Annotated in this window: 15 protein-coding genes, 1 tRNA gene and 1 pseudogene; 12 read left to right on the top strand and 5 right to left on the bottom strand. The window is 56.3% G+C overall.

Annotated elements, in window-relative coordinates:
- Positions 1-166 precede the first annotated feature (166 nt).
- The 11 genes and pseudogenes from ACOBR2_RS19285 (at position 167) to ACOBR2_RS19235 (ending at position 12,118) form a co-directional block, all read left to right on the top strand.
- Positions 167-1,756 (top strand): sigma-54 interaction domain-containing protein, encoded by a 1,590-nt coding sequence (locus tag ACOBR2_RS19285; RefSeq protein WP_420237709.1) that lies wholly within the window; start codon positions 167-169, stop codon positions 1,754-1,756.
- 580 nt (positions 1,757-2,336) lie between these two features.
- Positions 2,337-3,128 carry a nitrogenase iron protein gene (gene nifH / locus ACOBR2_RS19280; RefSeq protein WP_420240043.1) on the top strand — a complete coding sequence of 264 codons (792 nt, stop codon included), beginning with the start codon at positions 2,337-2,339 and terminating at the stop codon, positions 3,126-3,128.
- Positions 3,129-3,249: 121 nt separating this feature from the next.
- Entirely contained in the window at positions 3,250-4,647 is a 1,398-nt protein-coding gene (vnfD, locus tag ACOBR2_RS19275) for a nitrogenase vanadium-iron protein, alpha chain (protein ID WP_420237708.1), read from the top strand.
- A complete protein-coding gene (locus ACOBR2_RS19270; protein WP_420237707.1) occupies positions 4,644-4,982 on the top strand; it encodes a Fe-only/vanadium nitrogenase subunit delta in 339 nt (112 codons plus the stop codon). The genes vnfD and ACOBR2_RS19270 overlap by 4 nt, the downstream gene beginning before the upstream one ends.
- Before the next feature lie 158 nt (positions 4,983-5,140).
- Entirely contained in the window at positions 5,141-5,344 is a 204-nt protein-coding gene (locus tag ACOBR2_RS19265) for a nitrogenase component 1 (RefSeq protein WP_420237706.1), read from the top strand.
- Positions 5,345-5,433: 89 nt separating this feature from the next.
- Positions 5,434-6,636: an ISL3 family transposase gene (locus ACOBR2_RS19260; RefSeq protein WP_420236936.1), complete on the top strand. Its 1,203-nt coding sequence runs from the start codon at positions 5,434-5,436 to the stop codon at positions 6,634-6,636.
- Between the two features lie 36 nt (positions 6,637-6,672).
- Positions 6,673-7,881 (top strand): annotated as a pseudogene (locus ACOBR2_RS19255) (nitrogenase component 1); the annotation flags it as partial.
- Positions 7,882-8,033: 152 nt separating this feature from the next.
- Positions 8,034-9,581, top strand: coding sequence for a nitrogenase component 1 (locus ACOBR2_RS19250; protein ID WP_420237705.1), 1,548 nt, complete (start codon positions 8,034-8,036; stop codon positions 9,579-9,581).
- Positions 9,566-10,912 carry a nitrogenase component 1 gene (locus tag ACOBR2_RS19245; protein ID WP_420237704.1) on the top strand — a complete coding sequence of 449 codons (1,347 nt, stop codon included), beginning with the start codon at positions 9,566-9,568 and terminating at the stop codon, positions 10,910-10,912. Before ACOBR2_RS19250 ends, ACOBR2_RS19245 begins: the two co-directional genes overlap by 16 nt.
- Before the next feature lie 18 nt (positions 10,913-10,930).
- Positions 10,931-11,428 (top strand): hypothetical protein, encoded by a 498-nt coding sequence (locus ACOBR2_RS19240; protein WP_420237703.1) that lies wholly within the window; start codon positions 10,931-10,933, stop codon positions 11,426-11,428.
- A 174-nt stretch (positions 11,429-11,602) separates the two neighbouring features.
- Positions 11,603-12,118, top strand: a complete 516-nt coding sequence (locus ACOBR2_RS19235) for a hypothetical protein (RefSeq protein WP_420237702.1) — start codon at positions 11,603-11,605, stop codon at positions 12,116-12,118.
- A 121-nt stretch (positions 12,119-12,239) separates the two neighbouring features.
- Here the strand turns inward: ACOBR2_RS19235 and ACOBR2_RS19230 are convergent, their stop codons facing one another.
- Both ACOBR2_RS19230 and ACOBR2_RS19225 read right to left on the bottom strand, forming a co-directional pair.
- Complete coding sequence (locus tag ACOBR2_RS19230; RefSeq protein WP_420237701.1) at positions 12,240-15,722, bottom strand: TonB-dependent receptor domain-containing protein; 3,483 nt, start codon at positions 15,720-15,722, stop codon at positions 12,240-12,242.
- Between the two features lie 558 nt (positions 15,723-16,280).
- A complete protein-coding gene (locus tag ACOBR2_RS19225; RefSeq protein WP_420237700.1) occupies positions 16,281-17,714 on the bottom strand; it encodes a sodium:solute symporter family protein in 1,434 nt (477 codons plus the stop codon).
- Positions 17,715-17,966: 252 nt separating this feature from the next.
- On the opposite strand from ACOBR2_RS19225, the gene ACOBR2_RS19220 reads away from it, so the two are divergent.
- Positions 17,967-18,043 (top strand) — tRNA-Met (locus ACOBR2_RS19220).
- Between the two features lie 48 nt (positions 18,044-18,091).
- Here ACOBR2_RS19220 and ACOBR2_RS19215 read toward each other — a convergent pair.
- From ACOBR2_RS19215 to ACOBR2_RS19205, 3 genes are all read right to left on the bottom strand, one after another.
- Complete coding sequence (locus tag ACOBR2_RS19215; RefSeq protein WP_420237699.1) at positions 18,092-19,417, bottom strand: tyrosine-type recombinase/integrase; 1,326 nt, start codon at positions 19,415-19,417, stop codon at positions 18,092-18,094.
- Entirely contained in the window at positions 19,414-19,674 is a 261-nt protein-coding gene (locus ACOBR2_RS19210; RefSeq protein ID WP_420237698.1) for a helix-turn-helix domain-containing protein, read from the bottom strand. Before ACOBR2_RS19210 ends, ACOBR2_RS19215 begins: the two co-directional genes overlap by 4 nt.
- 191 nt (positions 19,675-19,865) lie before the next feature.
- Positions 19,866-20,105 carry a hypothetical protein gene (locus ACOBR2_RS19205; RefSeq protein WP_420237697.1) on the bottom strand — a complete coding sequence of 80 codons (240 nt, stop codon included), beginning with the start codon at positions 20,103-20,105 and terminating at the stop codon, positions 19,866-19,868.
- Positions 20,106-20,227 lie beyond the last annotated feature (122 nt).

The raw sequence follows: 20,227 nt of genomic DNA, 5'->3' as shown, positions 1-20,227 counted from the left end.
ATCCTCTTGCCCGTTCTTGCGGTTTGTCTGACTGCATCCGGCGAAAAACCGGTAGACGCTATTTTCCACCCTGAATGAATCAAGATGATTCCCTGTAAGCGCCCTGAGCGTATTGGCATTTGTGCATCCACAACAGACTCCGCTTGCATACTGAAGGAGCATCCCATTGAGCACAGCATTGGTAACAAGTCATGATTGGAAGTGTCTGGCAGGGGAATGCCGCATTCAGGCATGGCCCTCCTTGCACGAGATGAGTCAGGTGATCAGCCAGAGGGCAGACCTGGCGGAGATCGTACAGATCTTGCTCCATATCATGGAAAAGTACATGTGCGTTGTGCGTGGCACGGTCAGTCTTTGTGATCGTAATGCGGGCACCATCTATATTCATGAGAGCTTTGGGCTGACGGAAGAACAGGAAGCACGCGGCATCTATCGCTTTGGAGAAGGTATTACCGGCAAGGTGGTTGAATCCGGCGAGACCATGATTCTTCAGCGCATCGGGGACGACAAGGACTTTCTCAATCTCACCCGCACCCGCACTGATCAGGACGATGACCTTTCCTTCATCTGCGTTCCCATCAAACGTGGCAACAAAGTGCTGGGTACGATCAGCGTGGAGCGCATCTACGACAACGATGTGCTGCTCAACCTCGATGTGGAACTGATTGGCATTGTGGCCACCATGATGGCCCAGGCGGTCGAGCTCTATCTGGTGGAAAATGTCGACAAGGCCTCGTTGCTTAGCGAGAACCAAAGGCTGCAGGATGCGCTGAAGGAGCGTTACCGGCCTTCCAATATCATTGGCAATTGCAAGTCGATGCGCGAGGTTTACAACCTGATCGAAAAGGTGGCCAAGACCAAGACCACGATTTTGATTCTTGGCGAAAGTGGCGTTGGAAAAGAACTGGTGGCCAGCGCTATCCATTATTCCGGGTTCAATCCGAATGGGCCCTTCGTACAGTTCAACTGCGCCGCGCTGCCAGAGAATCTGATTGAGAGTGAACTTTTCGGCCACGAGAAAGGCTCCTTCACCGGCGCCACCAACTTCCGCAAGGGCCGCTTTGAAGAGGCCGACGGTGGAACCATTTTCCTGGACGAGGTGGGTGAACTTCCGCTGGCCGCGCAGGCCAAACTGCTGCGTGTGTTGCAGGAAAAAACCCTGGAGCGCGTTGGCACCAACAAGCCCATCAAGGTGGATATTCGCATTGTTGCCGCCACCAACCGAAACCTTGAGGAGATGGTTGCCAACCGCGAGTTCCGTGAAGATCTTTACTATCGTCTGAATGTATTTCCCATGACGATCCCGCCGCTGCGTGAGCGCGGAGCCGACATCATCGCCCTTGCCGACTACTTTGTTGCGCGCTATGCCAAGCAGAATGGGAAAGACGTAAAGCGTATCTCTACGCCGGCACTGAACATGTTGATGAGCTATCACTGGCCCGGAAACGTTCGTGAACTGGAGAACGTGATTGAGCGTGCCACCATCCTTTCGGAAGGCGGCGTGATTCACGGCTATGACCTTCCGCCGTCGCTGCAGACGCCCGTACTGTCTGGAACCGCGCAAAAAGGAGCCTTTGATGCGCGCATGGCAGCCTATGGGTACGAGATGATTGTGGATGCGCTGAAGACACAGGATGGCAACATGACCGAGGCGGCGCGGGAACTCGGCCTTCCCCGCCGTGTTCTGGGACTGCGCATGAAGGAATATGGCATGAATTACAAGGATTACCGGATCATCGATAAATCCAAGGAATAGGGCTGTTCTATCTATATGTACAGGGCTTGTCTATCCAAGACCAGCCCTGTCTTTTTGCGGGAAGCAAATCTTCCGGCACAGGCTTCTTTGTGCGGCTCGTCTGACGCCCTCACGCAAGGCAACTAATCTGTTCCTATTCGTCGTCCCTGTTTGAACGTATCTGCACTCCAGCGAACAATCTCGTACAGCCCGGAACAGAATGTGCAGGAATGATCCGCTTTGGCTGATGCATCCTGGCGTCCTCTGTCCGCATGGAAGATGAAAAAGCGATCTTCAGTATGCATGCAGTGTTGCTTAAACCCCTTATTCTATGCACCTTTCAAGTGCGCCCTCGAAATATTTTCACCTTTCATGGAATCTTCCGCTCAAAGCTGTCACTTTGTCATGCCACCTGCAATTACATGGGCGTCTGACTTTATTGCGGTCTCTGCTCACAAAGAAGTTTGCAGCATCAGACCATGGCCCGACCTTTCACAGGATGCCTCTGAGTAGTCGCCACACGGCCTCTGTCCCGGCATCTCTCAAACACAAAGAAGGAGACAGCATGACACGTAAAATCGCGTTCTAAGGCAAGGGTGGCATCGGAAAATCCACAACACAGCAGAACACCGCGGCTGCCATGGCGCACTTTTATGACCAGCAGATATTCATCCACGGCTGCGATCCGAAGGCTGATTCCACGCGCCTGATTCTGGGTGGCAAGCCGCAGGATACGCTGATGGATATGCTGCGCGAAGAAGGTGAAGAAAATGTCACCGTCGAGAAGGTGGTCAAGACCGGATATGAAGATATTCGCTGCGTTGAGTCCGGTGGTCCTGAGCCGGGTGTTGGTTGTGCTGGACGTGGCGTGATTACGGCCATCAACATGATGGAAGAGCTGGGCGCCTATACGCCGGATCTTGACTTCACCTTCTTCGACGTGCTTGGTGACGTTGTCTGCGGTGGTTTTGCCATGCCCATGCGCGAGGGGAAAGCGCAGGAAGTTTACATTGTGGCTTCAGGCGAAATGATGGCCATGTATGCGGCCAACAATATTGCCCGCGGCCTGCTGAAGTATGCCGACCAGAGCGGTATTCGGTTGGGCGGAATCATTTGCAACAGCCGCAAGGTTGATAGCGAACTGGAACTGATGGATGAATTCACCACCAGGCTTGGCACCAAGATGGTTCATTTCGTTCCTCGTGACAATATTGTGCAGAAGGCTGAGTTCAACAAAAAGACCGTGGTTGAATACGACGATCAGTGCAATCAGGCTCTCGAATACGGGATGCTTGCAAAAAAGATTATCGAGAACACGGACTTCGTGATTCCGACGCCGCTTTCCATGGATGAACTGGAATCGATGGTCGTCAAGTACGGAATCCCCGACTAGTTAAAAACTGAGCCGCAAACCGTGTGAGCCGCCTTCGTACAGCCTGCCCGCGTGGGCGGTTCAAACCTCTGGAGTTGTCGATTGATTCGTAGCGAGTTGCTACGAGCACGGAGATACGACTATGCCCATGAAACTGCTCGAATGCGATTCGGTAATTCCGGAACGCGAACACCACGTCTACGTCAAGGACGCTGGTGAAGATACGACTCAGTATCTGCCCATTTCCAACGCCGCCACCATCCCGGGATCACTCTCCGAGCGTGGCTGTGCTTTCTGCGGCGCAAAACTGGTGATTGGCGGCGTACTAAAAGATACGATTCAGATGATTCACGGCCCCTTTGGTTGCGCCTATGACACCTGGCATACCAAGCGCTACCCGAGTGACAATGACAACTTCCAGTTGAAGTATGTTTGGTCAACGAACGTACGGGAAAAGAACATTGTCTTCGGCGCGGAAAAGCTGCTGAAGCAGTCGATCCTCGAAGCCTTCGATGCCATGCCCGAGATCAAGCGCATGTACGTCTACACCACATGCTCTACAGCTCTGATCGGCGACGATCCCAAGGCTGTGGCCAAGCAGGTGATGGCCGAACGACCTGAGGTAGACATCTTTGTTGTTGAGTGCCCCGGCTTTGCCGGAGTCAGCCAGTCCAAGGGCCACCATGTGCTGAACATGGGCTGGATCCACGAGAAGGTCGGACAGGTTGAGCCGAAGATCACCAGTGATTACACCATCAACTTCATCGGTGATTACAACATTCAGGGCGACACCGAAGTGCTGCAGAAGTACTGGGAGAAGCTCGGGATTCAGGTAATTGCTCACTTTACCGGAAACTCCACCTACGATGAATGCCGCTCCATGCATAAGGCGCAACTGAGCGTGGTCAACTGCGCACGTTCGGCCGGCTACATCGCCAACGAGCTCAAGAAGCTTTACGGTATTCCGCGTCTTGACATCGACTCGTGGGGCTTCAGCTACATGGCTGAAGGTCTGCGCAAGGTGGGTGACTTCTTTGGCATTCAGGATCGCGTCGAAGCTCTGATCGACGAAGAATACTCCAAGTGGAAGCCCAAGCTCGACTGGTACAAGGAGCGTCTGCAGGGAACCAAGATGGCCATCTGGACCGGCGGACCGCGTCTGTGGCACTGGACCCGCGCCGTGGAAGACGATCTGGGCGTGAACGTGGTGGCTATGTCCTCCAAGTTCGGCCATCAGGAAGATTTTGAAAAGGTTATTGCCCGAGGACGCGAAGGAACGGTTTACATCGACGACGGCAACGAACTGGAGTTCTTCGAAGTCATCGAAATGGTCAAGCCGGATGTGATCTTCACAGGTCCGCGCGTGGGTGAACTGGTCAAGAAGCTGCACATTCCCTACGTCAACGGCCACGCGTATCACAACGGCCCCTATATGGGATTTGAAGGCTTCGTGAACCTGGCCCGCGATATGTACAACGCCAAGAATTCGCCGCTCTGGGGCCTGGCCGGCAAGAACATTCAAAAGGAGGATGCACTGTGACCTCGCAGACTACCGAACTTGTTAACTACATTCAGGAGCGCTGCCTGTGGCAGTTTTTCAGTCGCGCTCAAGATCGCGAAGAAAACATCAGCGGCATCCTTGAACAGGTGGGGGGACTGCTGGTGGGGGAAAATCCCAACCTTGTTACTCCCATGGACCGCTGTCACTTTGCCAACGCCAATCATCTGGCCCGCGAGGTGCGTCAGGCCTTCCCGTGGCTGCAGGAAATGTCGTCGGAGAGCCAGCACAAGCTGATAGCAGGCGTCATGGACCGGCTGCGCGAAATCGTCATCAGCAAATCCAAGAACGGCGAACTTTACCAGCAGGCCTACTAGAGCAAATCAAGAATGAGCGTGCAGTCTGAATGAGTGTTCCAGGTGCCGGTTTTTTAGAAAAACGGCACCTGGATCCATCAACATCTACACCCATTCTGAATGAGCTATAACCCGCGTTGGCCCGTGGCCCCGCTGTCAAGATCTACGAGGAGGAGCCTATGTCGTGCTCTGTAGTACAAAAAGATCGATCCGGCATCATCAATCCCATCTTTAACTGCCAGCCCTGCGGCGCGCAGTACGCCGGCATCGGCATCAAGGATTGCATTCCACTGGTCCATGGTGGTCAGGGATGCAGTATGTTTGTGCGCCTCTTGTTTGCGCAGCACTTCAAGGAAAACTTGGCTCTGCGCAGGAATCTGTAAGGCAGCGTGATTTTCGCGGGTTTTGCTTGAGGTGTGGAATCGGCTATTCTCCTCCCGATGCGCGACAACGATTGGACGCGGGTATTGGGATGGCCGGGCTACAAGGTCTACCGCATGAGATTGACGAGCCTGGCAAAAGGCTGAAGCTTTGGGTTCGGCGCAAGCGGGCCAACAAGTTGCTGGTCTGTTCCGGCTGCGGCAGGCCAACAGGCGAAATGGTAGCCAGCTATGAGCGGGAAGTGCGCGATCTGCCGTGCTTCGAGTATCTGACCACGGTGGTGATCGAGCTGTACCGGGTTCGTTGCCTGGACTGCGGCGTCAAGGCGGAGAAGGTGCCGCTGCTTCCTGGCAAAGCGCCCTTCAGCAAGCGTTTCGAGGATGCGGTAGGCCAAGCCTGCGAAAGCTCCGCAGCCAGCCGAGTAGCGCGGCAGTTTGGTCTGGCGGCGAGCACGGTGCGGGCCATCGATCAGCGGTATCTGGCGCGTTGGGCAAAGTCGCGGCGCAAGCCGGCCTTGCGGCAGATGGGTGTGGACGAGATCTTTGTGGGCAAAAAGCAAAAGTTCATCACCGTGGTGAGCAACCTCGGGACCGCCGAGCCTCTGTGGTTCGGCGCGGAGCGGAAGAAGGAAACGCTCGACGAGTTCTTCGCCAAGCAACTGAGCCCCTTTCAACGTGGCGCGGTGCAGGCTGCCTGCGTCGATATGTGGGAACCGTTCAAGCAGAGCATCGCCGAGTGGCTGCCCAACTGCCGCATCATCTATGACAAATTTCACATCATGAAGCACGCCGGAGCGGCTGTGGATGAGGTGCGCCGCCAGGAGTTCTTCCGCAAGGGCGGGCCGGCGCGGGAACTGGTCAAGGGCAAGCGCTGGCTGCTGCTGACGCGCTGGGTGCATCTGACCGCGCGCCAAAAACAGCAACTCAACGAACTGTTTGCGCTGAACCGGCGCGTGATGAAGGCGTACCTGCTCAAGGAAAGTCTGGATCGGCTGTGGAGCTACAGATATGAGGGCGCGATGTTGCGCTACCTGAAGAACTGGATCGATCAGTTGCGCTGGCAGCGGCTCAAGCCCATGGAGAAGTTGGCCGACATGCTGCTTCGCCATCTGGAGGGAATCCTGAACTACTGCAGAACAAAGGTTCCCCTGGGGGTGGTCGAAGCAGTCAACGGCAACATCAAAGCGCTGTTGCGACGCGGACGCGGCTACCGCAATCTCAACTACCTGCTGCTGAAAGCGCAACGGCTGGCCGCCACAAGAACCCAACTCGTCGCCTTTCAGAAAGCCGCGTAAAACGATGGCCTTTACACATTCTCGTCAAGAGCCGAAAACTTTGACATCGCCTCCTCCTCGCTGCATGAAGAGGCGGCGGTCTTCGGCGGCATCAAGCGCCTGGACGAAGCTGTGCAGGTGATGGTTCGCCGCTACCCGGAGTTGCGTGTCATCCCCATCATCACTACTTGTTCCACAGAAACCATTGGCGACGATATCGAAGGTGCCATCCGCAAGCTGAACAAGAAGCTGAAGGATGAATTTCCGGACCGCACGGTGCATCTGGTTCCAGTGCACACGCCCAGCTACACGGGCAGCCATGTTAGCGGCTACAACGTTGCGATTGAAGCAATCATCAAGACGCTGGCCAAGAAGAACGAGCCCAATGGCAAGCTGAACGTCTTTACCGGCTGGGTGAATCCGGGCGACGTAACGGCGTTGAAGTACTACCTGAGCGAGATGGGTGTGGATGCCACGGTACTGATGGATATTGAGTCGTTTGACTCACCCACCATGCCGGACAAGGACTCCTTTACCCACGGTTCAACCACTGTGGAGGATCTGGAAGGCACCGCCGATGCGGCGGCCTCCATCGCCCTTAGCCGTTACGAAGGCTGGTCGGCGGCGCAATATCTCGACAAGAAGTTCAGTGTGCCGGGAACCATTACGCCCACGCCCATCGGCATTCGCAACACGGACATCATGCTGCAACAGATTGAAAAAATCACCGGCAAGAAGATTCCTGACTCGCTGGTGAAGGAGCGCGGTCTGGCCATTGACGCGCTGGCTGATCTGGCGCACATGTTCTTTGCCGATAAGACCGTGGCCCTTTACGGCAATCCTGATCTGGTCATCGGTCTTGCCGAGTTCTGCCGCGAGGTGGAACTGAAACCAACTCTCCTGCTGCTTGGCGACGACAATAGCAACTACGTCAAGGATCCGCGCATTCTTGCTTTGCAGGAATCCGTTGATTATGACATGGAAATTGTCTGCAACGCCGATCTGTGGGAACTGGAAAAGCGCATCAAATCAGGTGCGCTGAAGCCGGACCTCATCATGGGACATTCCAAAGGCAGATATGTGGCAATCGATGCCGGAATCCCCATGGTGAGGGTGGGCTTCCCCACCTTTGATCGTGCCGGCCTCTACCGCCATCCGGTGATTGGCTACAAGGGCGCAATGCTGCTCGGCGAGACGATCGCCAACACGCTGTTTGCGCAAATGGAGTTCAAGAAGGATCGCGAGTGGCTGCTTAACACATGGTAAGTGAACGCATGGCAATTTGATTCCCTGGGCAGTGAGCTATCGGCAGCTTGCTGCCCGGATTTTTACTCAAAAACAGTGCATCGCAACAAAGCGCAAAAGCCGATCTCATCTTGTACGTTCCAGTCCACCCGGTCCACCCCAGGAGGATAGCCATGCCGAATTCTGAATCCACACCCTCTGTCGCTGATCACGTTGTTTTTCACGGTCCCCTCAGTGAACTCTATCAACTGGCCCGCGCAGGCAAAATTCCCACTGCGCTGCAGGGCAGCCACACGCGCCCCTGTAAATTCTGGACTGCCTCCAAAATTCTTTCTGGCATTCGCAACACCATCCTGCTTACGCATGGACCGAGCGGTTGCGCCTTTGGCGTCAAGCAGGCCTACAAGCTTACCAATAGCCGCAACAGCGCCTCGCCCTATGAGCCGGTTCTCAGCACCAACCTCAAGCAGAGCCAGATTATCTATGGAGGCGAACATCAACTGAAAGGCGCGATTCTCGAAGTCGACGCCAAGTACAAACCCGACGTGATTTTTGTGGCCACCAGTTGCGCTACCGGTATTATTGGCGACAACGTAGACGCGGTTGCAAAACAGCTGCAGTCCAAAGTTTCCGCGCGCATCCTCCCCATCCACTGCGAAGGATTTGCCGGAGAATATCGCAGCGGCTTTGATCTTGTCTTTCGTGAAATCACCAAGCTGATGGACGCGCCCACGCCCGAGAGCAAGGCCGAGCTGGCCGATGCCGTCAACATCGTAGGCGCAAAGATGGGCCCGGAACGCACCGAGATCGACACCGATGTGAAGGAACTGGTGCGCCTGATCGAAGGCATGGGCGCGCGCATTCATTCCGTGATTGCTGGTAACTGCTCACTGGAAGAGTTGCGCAAAGCGCCCAGCGCAGCGGTTAATTGTGCCCTCTGTCTGGATCTTGGCTATGCCATTGGCTCAGCCATGCAGGAGGCCTTTGGCACACCGCTGAATTTCACCATCCTTCCCTACGGCATTGCCGCCACCGAGCACTGGATTCGCGGAGCCGCCAAGCACCTTGGCAAAGAAGCCGAGGCGCAGCAGCTGATCGACCGCGAATACGAGGCCATTCGCGAGCAGTGGGAAGTCATCAAGCCACAACTGGAGGGCAAGACCGCCATCGTTGAAGGCCACGATGCCATCAAGGCGCTCTCCATTGCTCACATGCTTGAACGCGACTTCGGGATGCGCGCCATCATCTTCAACTTCCATCCCTGGAGCGCGGAAGCCCGCGAAACCAGCATCGATTACCTGCTGGCCACCGGACTCGACCCCGAGATTCTGATCACCAAGGGAACGCTCAAGCTGGGCAAGTACGAATCGATGGAGCAGACCGAAGCAGAGTTGCTCGAATTTCTCGGCGGGCTCGATCCCAAAGAGACCGTGTACTTCGGGCCGTCCTTGAGTTTCCCAAGCATTCCCCTGGTGGACCTGAATGCAATTCTCAACCGGCCGCGCTTTGGCTATCGCGGAGCGCTTAAGGTAGCGCGTTGCATCAAGTCCGCGCTCGATTATGCCTTCCGTCCGCGCAGCGCCATGGCTAAGCGCATCGTCTTTCCCAAATCGTCGGGCCTTGTTTCCGTGCAGTCGCTCACGGGCAAGCTGGCGCAGGAAGTCCCGGATTGCACCATGTATGCCGGACAAAGGAGGAAGGGCGCATGCTCAATGAATTAGCTTTCAACGATTGTTCTCACTCGCACGATCCCATGATTGGCTGCGCTCTGGAGGGCGTTGCCAATATCATTGCAGGCGTGCGCGACATCAGCATCGTTTTGCATTCTCCGCAGGGCTGCGCCGCTACTGTTGCACTTGGCTACGACAATCACGAGTGCGATTTTACGCAGCGCAAAGTGGCCTGCACGCGTCTGTTTGAAACCGACATCATCATGGGCGCAACCGATAAATTGCGCGACCTGATTCTGAAGGCCGATGCCACCTTCAACACCAAGGTCATGTTCGTGGTGGGCACCTGTTCGGCGGACATCATTGGTGAAGACATCGATGGCCTCTGCCGTCTGCTGCAGCCCAAGGTCAAGGCGCGGCTCATTCCCATACACTCTGGCGGATTTCGCGGTGACCTGTATGCGGGCATGGACATTGGCATGGGCGTGCTGGCGGAGTTAATTGAGCCGTGGCAGGGCGAACGTTTGCCCCGCTCGGTAAATCTGGTGCTGCCGCAGGCCGGATTGAATCCAACCTGGTGGGCTGATCTGAACTGGGTGCGCGAAGTGCTCACGGCCATGGGCGTTGAAACGCATTGCGCCTTTCCTTACTCCACCAGCATTGAGGAAATAGCGCTGGCCTCTGCCGCAACGGCCAACATTGCCCTCACGCAGGACGTTGGCTTTGACTTCCTCAAGAAGATGAAAGAGCGCCACGGCGTTCCCATCATCCTTGAGGGGCTTCCGCTGCCCTATGGACTCAAGAACACCTTCAACTGGCTGCGGGCGCTGGGCGAATACTTTCAGGCTTCTGATGTTGTAGAGAAGATCATTGAAGAGGGTGAGACCAAGGTTACCGACACGTTGCGTCGTCGCGGGCTGATGATTGTGCCGCGCTATCGCAATGCGCATGTGGCCATTTCGGCCGATGCTTCCCTGGCCATCGGACTGACGCGCATGCTCTTTGAAGATCTGGAGATGATTCCCGAACTGCTGCTGATCCGCTCCAGCTCAAAACAGGCGCGCGCGCTGCTGGAGCAGGAACTTGAGCGGCTGCAAATTTCGCCACAGATTGCTTTCGGCGTGGATGGTTTCAAGGTCAAGCAGTCACTGGCTACCCTTGAAATTGATTCCGTGATTGGCTCGTCCTGGGAAAAATATATTGCCGAGGAACTCGGCATTCACTGTGCATTCGATGTGGTTCAGCCCACCAATCGCACCTGCTATCGCGATGGGGCTTACATGGGCTACGACGGCATGCTCAATCTGCTTGAAGTGATGGCCAACGACTGGGAGGCAGCCTTCCGTTCCAAAGCCATTCGGTGGGAGCAGTTTCAATCCTGACAAATGCGGGAGGGTCGCATGAATAAACGTACGCTGCATGTGGCTTTTGCCACAAAAAATCGTGAACGCATCAGCGGCGGGCTGGAAGATGCCGAGCGCCTTGCACTTTATGTCGTCGATGCGGAGGACGTAGTTTCAGGCGGTGTCCTCTGCTTTGATTCTACGACTGCGCAGAAAAAGAAGTGTGCCGACAGGCAGCGGATTGCGCCGGGATATACGCGTTGTGGCGGCAAAAAACTTGTGGACTCGGCCCCGGAGGATCGTGAGATTCAGGCCCGAGTGCAGGCGTTGCAGCAAGCCTCGGTCAGGGTTCTGGTGGTGCAATCTTCGCTGCATGGCCTTACGGCGCTGGAACTCAAAAAGGTCGGAATCTTTCCTGTTTGCGTAGACAAGCAGGAGTTCATCGGGGCCGTCCTTGCACGCTTGCAGGAAATGCTGCGCATGGACACACCGCTCTGGATGGAGCACAGGGTCGAAACCGTCTCTGCAAACTTGATTGAAGGATTTTCGTTTTAAGAAAATTGATTAGAGCATCTCTCCTGATGCTGTGAAGTGGCAAAATCTTGCCTGGTTGCCGCTCCCTGTGGGTCGCGTCAACGATGCTGCATCGACTCGCTCTATACCTTCAGGAGAGATGCTCTAGGCCAACCGCCGCCGGTCTTTTGTTGCAGCGGCAGAAATGAGGAAGGTATGGAAGAACGGCGTGTCCGCATAGCCTTTGCCACTAACGGCGGAGAAAAGATTGATGCCGGTTTTGAGCAGGCCAGTGAGATCGTTCTCTGCGAGGTCAGCAGTTCCGAAGCACGCGAGATTGCAGTTCTGCGCTTTGCCTCCAGTGCTCTTGTACAGCCGCCCACCAAACGTGGCCCCGGTGGCGGACAGGGCTGCAAGGAAAAACAGGGCGGTTGTGGCGGCGGAAAAAAGGATCCAATTCTGAATGAAGCCGCAGTGGATGAACGCATTGCCTCTCTGGAGGGTGCGCGTGTGCTGTTGGTGCAAAGTACCTTGAATGCCTACTCCGCTCTGGCCCTCAACCATGTCAAGGTTTTTTCCATCAAGCTGGACCATCCGCAATTCATTGCCGACATGATTCTCCGCATTCAGGAGATGCTCATGTTTGATCCTCCGCTCTGGTTGCGCCGGGCGCTGGTCAATCCTTCCGTGGAGTTGGAAGAGGAATCTCTCGTCCCATCCAAGGCAGAATAACTTCGGCAGAAGCTACCACCAGCCGGTAGAGCTTTTGCTTCCACTTCGTAAATAAAAATAAAATGCCCGTTCGCCGGAAGATGAGGCGAACGGGCATTTTGTTTGCAGACTGTTTTTGTGTTTAGTAGATGACCTTCAGACCGAACTGTAGAACACGCGGCTGGAAGGTGCTGGTGATCTGTCCACCACTGGTGGGCGTGCCGCCGGTGATCTCGCCCAGCGTGGCAGAAGCGCCAGCGCCCAGCGTCGAAGTGGTGGTGCCCTGTGTGCCGCCGATGGTGCTGGGCAGGTACAGATTGGTGTGGTTGGTTAGGTTGTAGGCCTCGGCGCGGAACTCAATCTTGGCGCGCTCGATGGGCGTGTTGAACTTCTTCACCATGTCGAAGTCCAGGTTGTAGTAGCCCGGCGTGCGGCCCGGATTGCGCGGGGCGGTGCCGAAGGGGCTGAGCACGTTGCTTGCCGCATCCTTGATGGGCTGCAGCACGAAGGCGTTGTAGTTGATGTAGTTCACGTAGCCGGTGTTGGCTGCGCGCGAACCACGGCCCTGCGTCACCTTCTTGCCTGGCACTGCATACGGACGGTACTCGTTGGCTCCGCGATAAGTGGCAGAGATCTGCGGACTGACTGCCTGTGCGGAGTTGGGCGAGTAGGTGATGTTGAACGGCGTACCGGCCTGAATGGTATTGATGGCGCTCACCTGCCACCCACCCACAAGCGTGTTGACCAGCTTGCTGGAGCCGGACAGGTAGCGGTGACCGTGGCCTATCGGCAGTTCATACACCAGGCTGGTGACGTTGGCCACCGGCAGGTTGTAGTCTGACTGGCCGTAGTCAGCGCGGATGTTGTTGCCGTCCTGCGGCGAAGGCGTGTTGCCTTCAAGCGAGGCCGAAGCGTTATCGAGCGAGTGCTCCCAGGTGAAGGAGTTCAACAGCGTGAGACCACCTACAAAGCGCTGCTCATACTTGACCTGCAGAGCGTTGAAGTTGGAGTAGAACTCGTTGAGAGCTTCGGTAATATCGCTCGGCCAGTTACCGTAAGGCCGCGCGAAGCTGTTCGAAGGATTCTTCTGGTTGCCGTTGACAAAACCTTCCAGCTTGACGCCGTGATTGAAGATGTAAGCCACATCCAGAATCGTGTTCTTGGCTAGCTGCTGCTGTACGCTCAGGAAGGCGTTCTCCACGTAGCTGTCGCGCTTGTTCTTGTTGATCCAGGTAATGTTGTCGGTGGCGGAGTTGAAGCTGGTGGTTAGGCCCGACGGAAAGCCCTGGCTGATGGTGGCAAAGCATTTCGGCGTCGTGCTGCCGGTGGCAATGATCTGCGAAGGCAGCGGTGTGCTGCAGCCATTCGACGTGGTGGGCGTGATCTGCGTAACTGCGGCAAACTGCGCCTGCGGGGCGTTGATGGCCAGAATGTCGCCCGAGCCAGCGCGGGTGTAGTGTACGTAGCCCGTGCCAAAGCCGCCGCGCACGACGGTCTTCTGCGAGACGGCATAAGCAAAGCCGATACGCGGCGACCAGTCGCCGTAGTCGGGATTCACCAGCGTCTTGCCATAAGTGCCGCTGGGCGAAACCGCCGTAATGCCACTGCCCGTGGTTGCTCCCGGAGCAATGGTCAACACGGTCTGGCTGACCGGATCAAAGTTGGAAATGTTGTTGTGCTGTTCGCTGTACGGCGAGCCGTACTCCCAACGCAGACCCAGGTTCAGAGTCAGATTCGGAGTAACCTTCCAGTCGTCCTGGGCGTAGGCGCTGTCCAGGCTCTGGCGCAGATGGGCCACAAAGTAGTTGGCCAACTGGTAGCTGTTGGAAAGACCGAAGAGGAAGTCCGCCCAGTAAGTGTCGGCTACGGCCGTCTTCGGTGCTGCTGTGCCATTGCTCAGCGTGGCGCAATAGCTGGACGACATGGCCGGCGTGCAAAGGCTGTAGCCGCCGCTGAAGCTGTAACCGCCGTAGAGCGGGTTGTTGTCGTTCACCGCCATCCACACATGCTCATATTCATAACCGAACTTGAGCGAGTGCTTGCCACGCAGCCAGGTAAAGTTCACCTTGGGATCGATCAAGGCAGGATTCTGCCACTGCGGGTTGGTGGTTTGGCGACCAAACCCGGTAAAGGAACCGCTGGCAAAGTTCATTGCAGGCAGACCGCCCGCAATGCCCGCCGTGGTGGGCAGACCGGGAATATTGAAGGCATTATCGCCAATCGAGAGCGACCACTTGCCAGCTTTGGTGCGCGAAAGTCCCAGACGCGCATCGATGACCTTGTTTTCGCCGATCAGGTGTGTGTAACCAAGAGCCACCTGCTGATCAAGCACGCGGATGGTGCCGTTGGTCTGGCCATCAAGCGGTAGCGGAATCGTCGGATTGTTTACACCGGTTTCCTTGCGGTCGCTGATGCGCGCAAACCAGGAGTTGGTCGCGTTCTGGTGATAGTCCAGACGAAGATCGCCCTTGTCGAACTTGTCGGTGAAGGGAACTTCCTTGGCGTAATCGTTGCTGGCAAGACCCGTGGTAGCCAGACCCGCGCTGGGCAGCTGGCTGGAAAAGTTCTTAAAATAAGTGAGGACCGATGCTGACAGCGAGTTCATCGCAGTGGTTGGAATCTTCGAACCCGCAGCGTACATCGTGCCCGTCTGCGGATTCACGACCGGAGCTACCAGAATGCCGTTCAACTCATTCTGCGTAGGCAGCGTGATCGTATAAAGCGGGCTGAGCGTGGCGCGCAGGCCCTCGTAATCCACAAAGTAAAACAGCCGGTCCTTGAGGATCGGTCCGCCAAAATTCAAGCCATACTGGTTGCGGTGCAGCACCGGCTTTACGAACGGAACCGCTGCGCCCGCTGAGCCAATCAGCGTGGGCTTGAAGAAGCCTGCAGCATTCAGATCGGTATTGCGCACGAACTCATACAGCGTGGTGTGAAACTGGTTTGTACCGCTGGCGGAAGCCACGTTGACCGTTGCGCCCGATGAGCGACCAAACTCCGCGCTCTCGTTATTGGTAACGACATTCCACTGTGCTACTGAATCCGGCGGAATGTTGACGATCTGATTGTCGAAACCCTGATTGCTTTCGCCGTAGGCATTGTTATCCATGCCGTCGAGCAGAAAGTTGTTGAACATGGAGCGTTGGCCGTTGACGTTATATGCGCCCTGACGCACCAGGCTGCTAACCGCGCTGGTGGTTGCTGCCGTGGGAGCCTGACGTGCACCAACCACCAGGCCCAGAAGGTCAGCGTAGTTGCGGCCCACCAACGGGAATGCCTCGGTCTGATAGCCAGTGACCGTTTCACCGCGTTCGCTCGATTCCGTCTCAAGCTGCAGTGCAACGTCGCTCACTTCAACCGTGATGGCGCTGGCCTTGCCCACCTGCAATGTAAGGTTGATGCGCTGACGCACGCCCACCGAAACGGTAATGTTATCGGCCACTGCGGAACTGAAGCCGTCATGGGCCGCTGTAATCTTGTATATGCCTGTACGCAGGGAGGGAATCTCATACTGCCCGGCATCGCCTGAGGTTGTGCTGAAGCTTACGCCCGTATCGCGATTCACGGCCGTTATCGAGGCTCCAGAAAGAACCGCGCCCGTAGCATCGTGAATCTCGCCCAGCACACTGCCCGTGTCGTACTGTGCATGAGCTCGGAGAGGTGAAATTAGTAGTATTAGCGCGCTCCAAAAAAGCAGCTGTTGCAAGCAGCGGCTTTTTACCGTGCGCATTTTTTTGGAATGGTTCATCAAACGCATGTATCCTCCATTCCCTCCATCTTGTCGTGAGTCAATGAATACTTCGTGAATTACAGCTATCTTGTAAAACACTGTTGCATAAAATTGATTTTTGGTTTTATGATCGCAGGAAGTCCATCATTCACAGCCTATTTACAGAAGTGCGCACGCCTTCATGAAGGTCAATGCAGAGGGTTGGTTAAGAATCTAGATAACTTCCCGTACTAACTATTTACAGAACATTCATAAAGCATTGAACTCCCCCGTCCAGAGCCAGTTAGCCTGCCTGAACGAGGGAGTTCCTTGTGCCTGTGTGTACATTTCTGTATGGCGGAAGAGGCAGAGAAAAACTTCTTCCGGATGGCGCGAGAGGTGGAGCAATATCGCCAGGAAAAATCCACAGCATACTTCTGGATTTTCACTCAACGTAGATACGGCCTTGAACCTCTACTCCGCGAACTTTGCCAACTGTTCTTCGCTCGGTTTTGGGGTGAAGAGGCTGACCAGCACCATGGCGGCCAGGGAGGCAAACAAGGCCGGGAAGATGGCGTCGCGTTCGGCCAGGATCGGCGGGAAGAAGGCGCGGACGGTTGGCACGTCCCAGGCCAGCGTGACTACGGTGCCGGCGGCAATTGCCGAAACCGCACCCCAGGCCGTTACGCGCTTGGAGTAAAACGCGGCCAGAACCACGGGCGTGAGGGCAGCGGAGTAGATGGTGTAGGCCCACAGCATCTTCTGCAGAATACTTTCGGCGTAGACCGCCTGATAGAGCGCCCAGCAGCCCAGCAGCACCACGGCCAGCCGCGAGACGATCAGCACACGCTTCTGCGAGGCGTCCGGGGAGATGTAGCGCACGAAAACGTCGTTGATCAGGTTGGTGGCGGGCGAGAAGAGGTAATTGGAGGCGGTGGAAATCACCTTGGCAAAGACCGCGCCCAGCAGCAGAGCACCCATCAGCGCCGGCAGGCCGTGGCGGGCCGTGTAGGGAATGATCTCGCGTGGGTGCAGCGCAGCTTCGCCGGTCGGGAACATGGCTGAGCCGAAGACGGCGATGGAGACGATCAGCGTCTCCAGCACGATGGTGCCCACGATCCAGCCAATCACCGAGATCTTGGCGTCGCGTTCCGAGCGTGCCGAGAAGAACTTCTGGTACATCACCTGATTGCCCAGCATCAGCAGCATGGTGGGTACCAGAAACTCCAGCGCATGCACCAGCGACAGGTTGCCCAGCGGCTCAAAGTGCGAGGCAGGCAGGGCGGCGTGCAGCCCGGCCCATCCACCGCTTTTGAAGAAGAGCATGGGCGCGGCGATCACACAGATGACCGTGACCAGCGAGCCTATGCCCGCATCCATATAGGCCACGCTCGACATTCCCGCCAGTGCCGTGGTCAGAATCACGAAGAAAGCAATGATGTAGGTGCCCAGCTCGGGGGTGATGGCCTCGGGAAAGATCAGGTGCAGTACATCGCCGCCGCCCCGGAACTGGTAGCTGGCAATGCCCACGTAGGCAAACAGGATGGCGATGGTGCCCAGCACGCGGGCTACCTGGTTGTAGCGGGCTTCCAGCAGGTCGGGCAGGGTAAAGCGCGCAAAACGGCGGGCGCGGGGGGCAATAAAGTAGATGAGCAGCAGACCCAGCCAGCCGCCAGCCGGCTGCCAGAGGGCGGCAAAGCCGTTTTTATAAGCGTTTTCAGCCCCGGCAAAGAGCGACCCGGCACCGATCCAGCTGGTGAGCAGGGTCATGACCAACACCATGGCCGGCAGGGAACGGCCGGCAACCAGATAGTCGGCCTTGGTTTTCACCCGGCGGGTACGATCGATGGCGACGCCCAGCAAGGCAAGGACAATCACCGCGAGAACTACAACATACAAAGAGGACATGCACGCTCCTCACCAGCCGACTGCATCGAAAAAAGATTTGTTTTTCTTTCGCGCCTCGCGTGAGGCAAAGAGAAGAGTTCAGGGGTAACCGCTAAAAGCAGGAACCACGCGAGGGATGCAATAGCCAATGTTTACGCTAGTTTAACGGAGCCGGGCAGAAGGTTCCCATGAAGATGAAGACGGTTTTTTACGGTAAATTCATCCTCTCCTGCCTCCATTGACTCCAAAGGCAACCCCTTGCTACAATCAGATTGCGGGGTGGAGCAGCCCGGTAGCTCGTTGGGCTCATAACCCAAAGGTCGCTGGTTCAAATCCAGCCCCCGCAACCATTTAGGTCATCGACCAACCCAGATTCCAACCCAACGACGGGCGCCCTATTAGGCGTCCATTCTGGTTTCTGGGCCTTCGTGCAACGACTTCCGCACTAGAAACGGCCGCACAGCTTGGCTATTGGCCGCCCGCTGGTTCTCCATCGGCACCTCGCCGTACTGCGTCGTGGTGCGAATGTCGGCGTGCCGCATCAGCTTCTGCTGCACGTCGAGCGGAGTCTTGGCCCCCCGCAAGAGCGTTTCGTACTTGTGCCGGAACGTGTGCCATCCGATCCCGCTGCAGCCAATCGCAGTTGCAGCCTCGCGACGCGGTGAATGCACCCCGATGAGAGGGCGCTTCTTTCTGTGCTCTGGGAACCCGGAACAGCGAACCCCGGGCGCTGCACCGCACTCCGGACACTCGACCAAGCACCACCCCGCTCGACGAATCCAGTCCTGCTGGAGCGGCGACGCGTGGTAGCACTGCCCGGTGATGTGGCTCGGAAACACGAGGCCCGACTCCCCTGCCTTGCTTATCAGTTTCCATTGGAGCAGGGCCGTGGCGAAATCCGGATCGAGGGGCAACTCGTCCTCCGAGTACTCCGTCTTCACCGGCCCGAGGCGGCCGTGCACCGAAGCTTCGTCAACTGTCATGCACAATCGCACAAAATCAATCTTCGCCCAGTTCAGAGCGAGGATTTCCTCGATGCGCATCCCCGTGCATAGCGCTGTCAGAGCCATGGTCTTGTATGGCTCCGGCAGCAAGCCGAGAATCAGGAAGCATTGCTCGACGGTCGGATCCGCCTGCTTCCTCTTGCGCTTTGAAATGCCTCGTACCTCGACCAGCTGAATTGGATTCTCGACGAAAGAGATCATCCCATAGAGCTTGGCCTTATTGAAGAGGCGGTTTACGAAAGCCTTGATGTGTCCCTTGGTCTTCGGCTTGCATTCGAGTGCCTTCAGCCAATTCTGGAACTTCAGCGGTTCGAAATCGTCGAGCCTGACCGCACCCCATTCCTCGCGAGTCTGCTTAGCCAAGCTCAGATAACTCAATGCGGTCGAGTAGGACAATTCCTCCTCCTTCGTGGCCCGCTCGCCGGGTTTCCGCGCCTTGATATTCTCCAGTCTCTCTTCAGCGATGTACTGATCGAGTAAATCGCCGACCGTAGGGTGGGCGATGATCGACTTGCAGTTTCCGTCGTTGAGCTGGCCCCGGAGAATCTTGAGGCGCTGTTCCATTTGTTCGCTGGTTGGATATTTCCGGCCTGAGAAATATTCCGACCGATTGCTGCCAGTTGCGGGGTCCGTAAACCGGAATTCCCAGTCGAAGTTGCCGCCAGCTCGCGGAACCTTCCGCAAGCTGCCCTTTATAGGACGCTGTCGCGCTTCTGTCATGACTCCTGATCCTTTCGGTTGGGAGTTAGCGCGGCATGGTTGGTTAGGTTGGATTTTAATTTATGATCTACAACTTTGTTGAGGAGCGAGAGGCGAAACAGCCAGCACTTGCCTTCCTTCATTGCCGGCACCAGGCCGAGTCGAGCCTTCGCCTCAAGCGTTTTATAATGAATTCGGAGATAGCGGCTGGCCTCTCGGGAATCGAGCAGCGGCTCGAATCCGTCGGTTGGAGGTCCTCCTTGAACGCCGCTTTCCATGGCTGTCTACTTCCGGCCGGGCTTGGCATTACCCCGGTAACGGTAGACTAGATCAGCCTCAACTCATACTCCAGCCTCCGCCAACACTATTTGCGGTAGTAACCACGAGCGTGAAACTATCCCTGCGCGTGGCGAGGTAAGTGCGATAGAAAGCCCGGCATAGGCAGCCGGATTTTCTCGGAAGATCCCGGTTAGAGCACACCTCCGAGTGCGGCGTACTGCTCATCCGTAAGGCGCAGCCAGATGCCACCCTTGCCGATTTCGAGGTTGAGTTCGAACCCCTCGCGATCCCATTTGTCGATGGGGCCGTTGCCACGGCTTGCCAACTCGCGCACCGTGGATGAGTTATTGAAGATGAACTCCTTTGGGAGCTTCTTCCGAGTTTCGGTCGTAAAGCCGCAGCGCCTGCCAAAGCATTGACGGAGGTACATCAAGACGAGGTACTTGTCGATGCAGAAGACAAGAACACGCCCGAATCTCTGACATCATTTTCGCGCCTGCCATTCCTGATTGATTTACCATCGGAGGCGACTGCCAATTGCCATTTGGAAAG

Origin of the sequence: Telmatobacter bradus, assembly GCF_048629425.1 — a bacterium.
Taxonomy (GTDB): domain Bacteria; phylum Acidobacteriota; class Terriglobia; order Terriglobales; family Acidobacteriaceae; genus Telmatobacter; species Telmatobacter bradus.
Note: the sequence above shows the minus strand (reverse complement) of the source record. Positions and strands in the feature narration are given on the sequence as shown.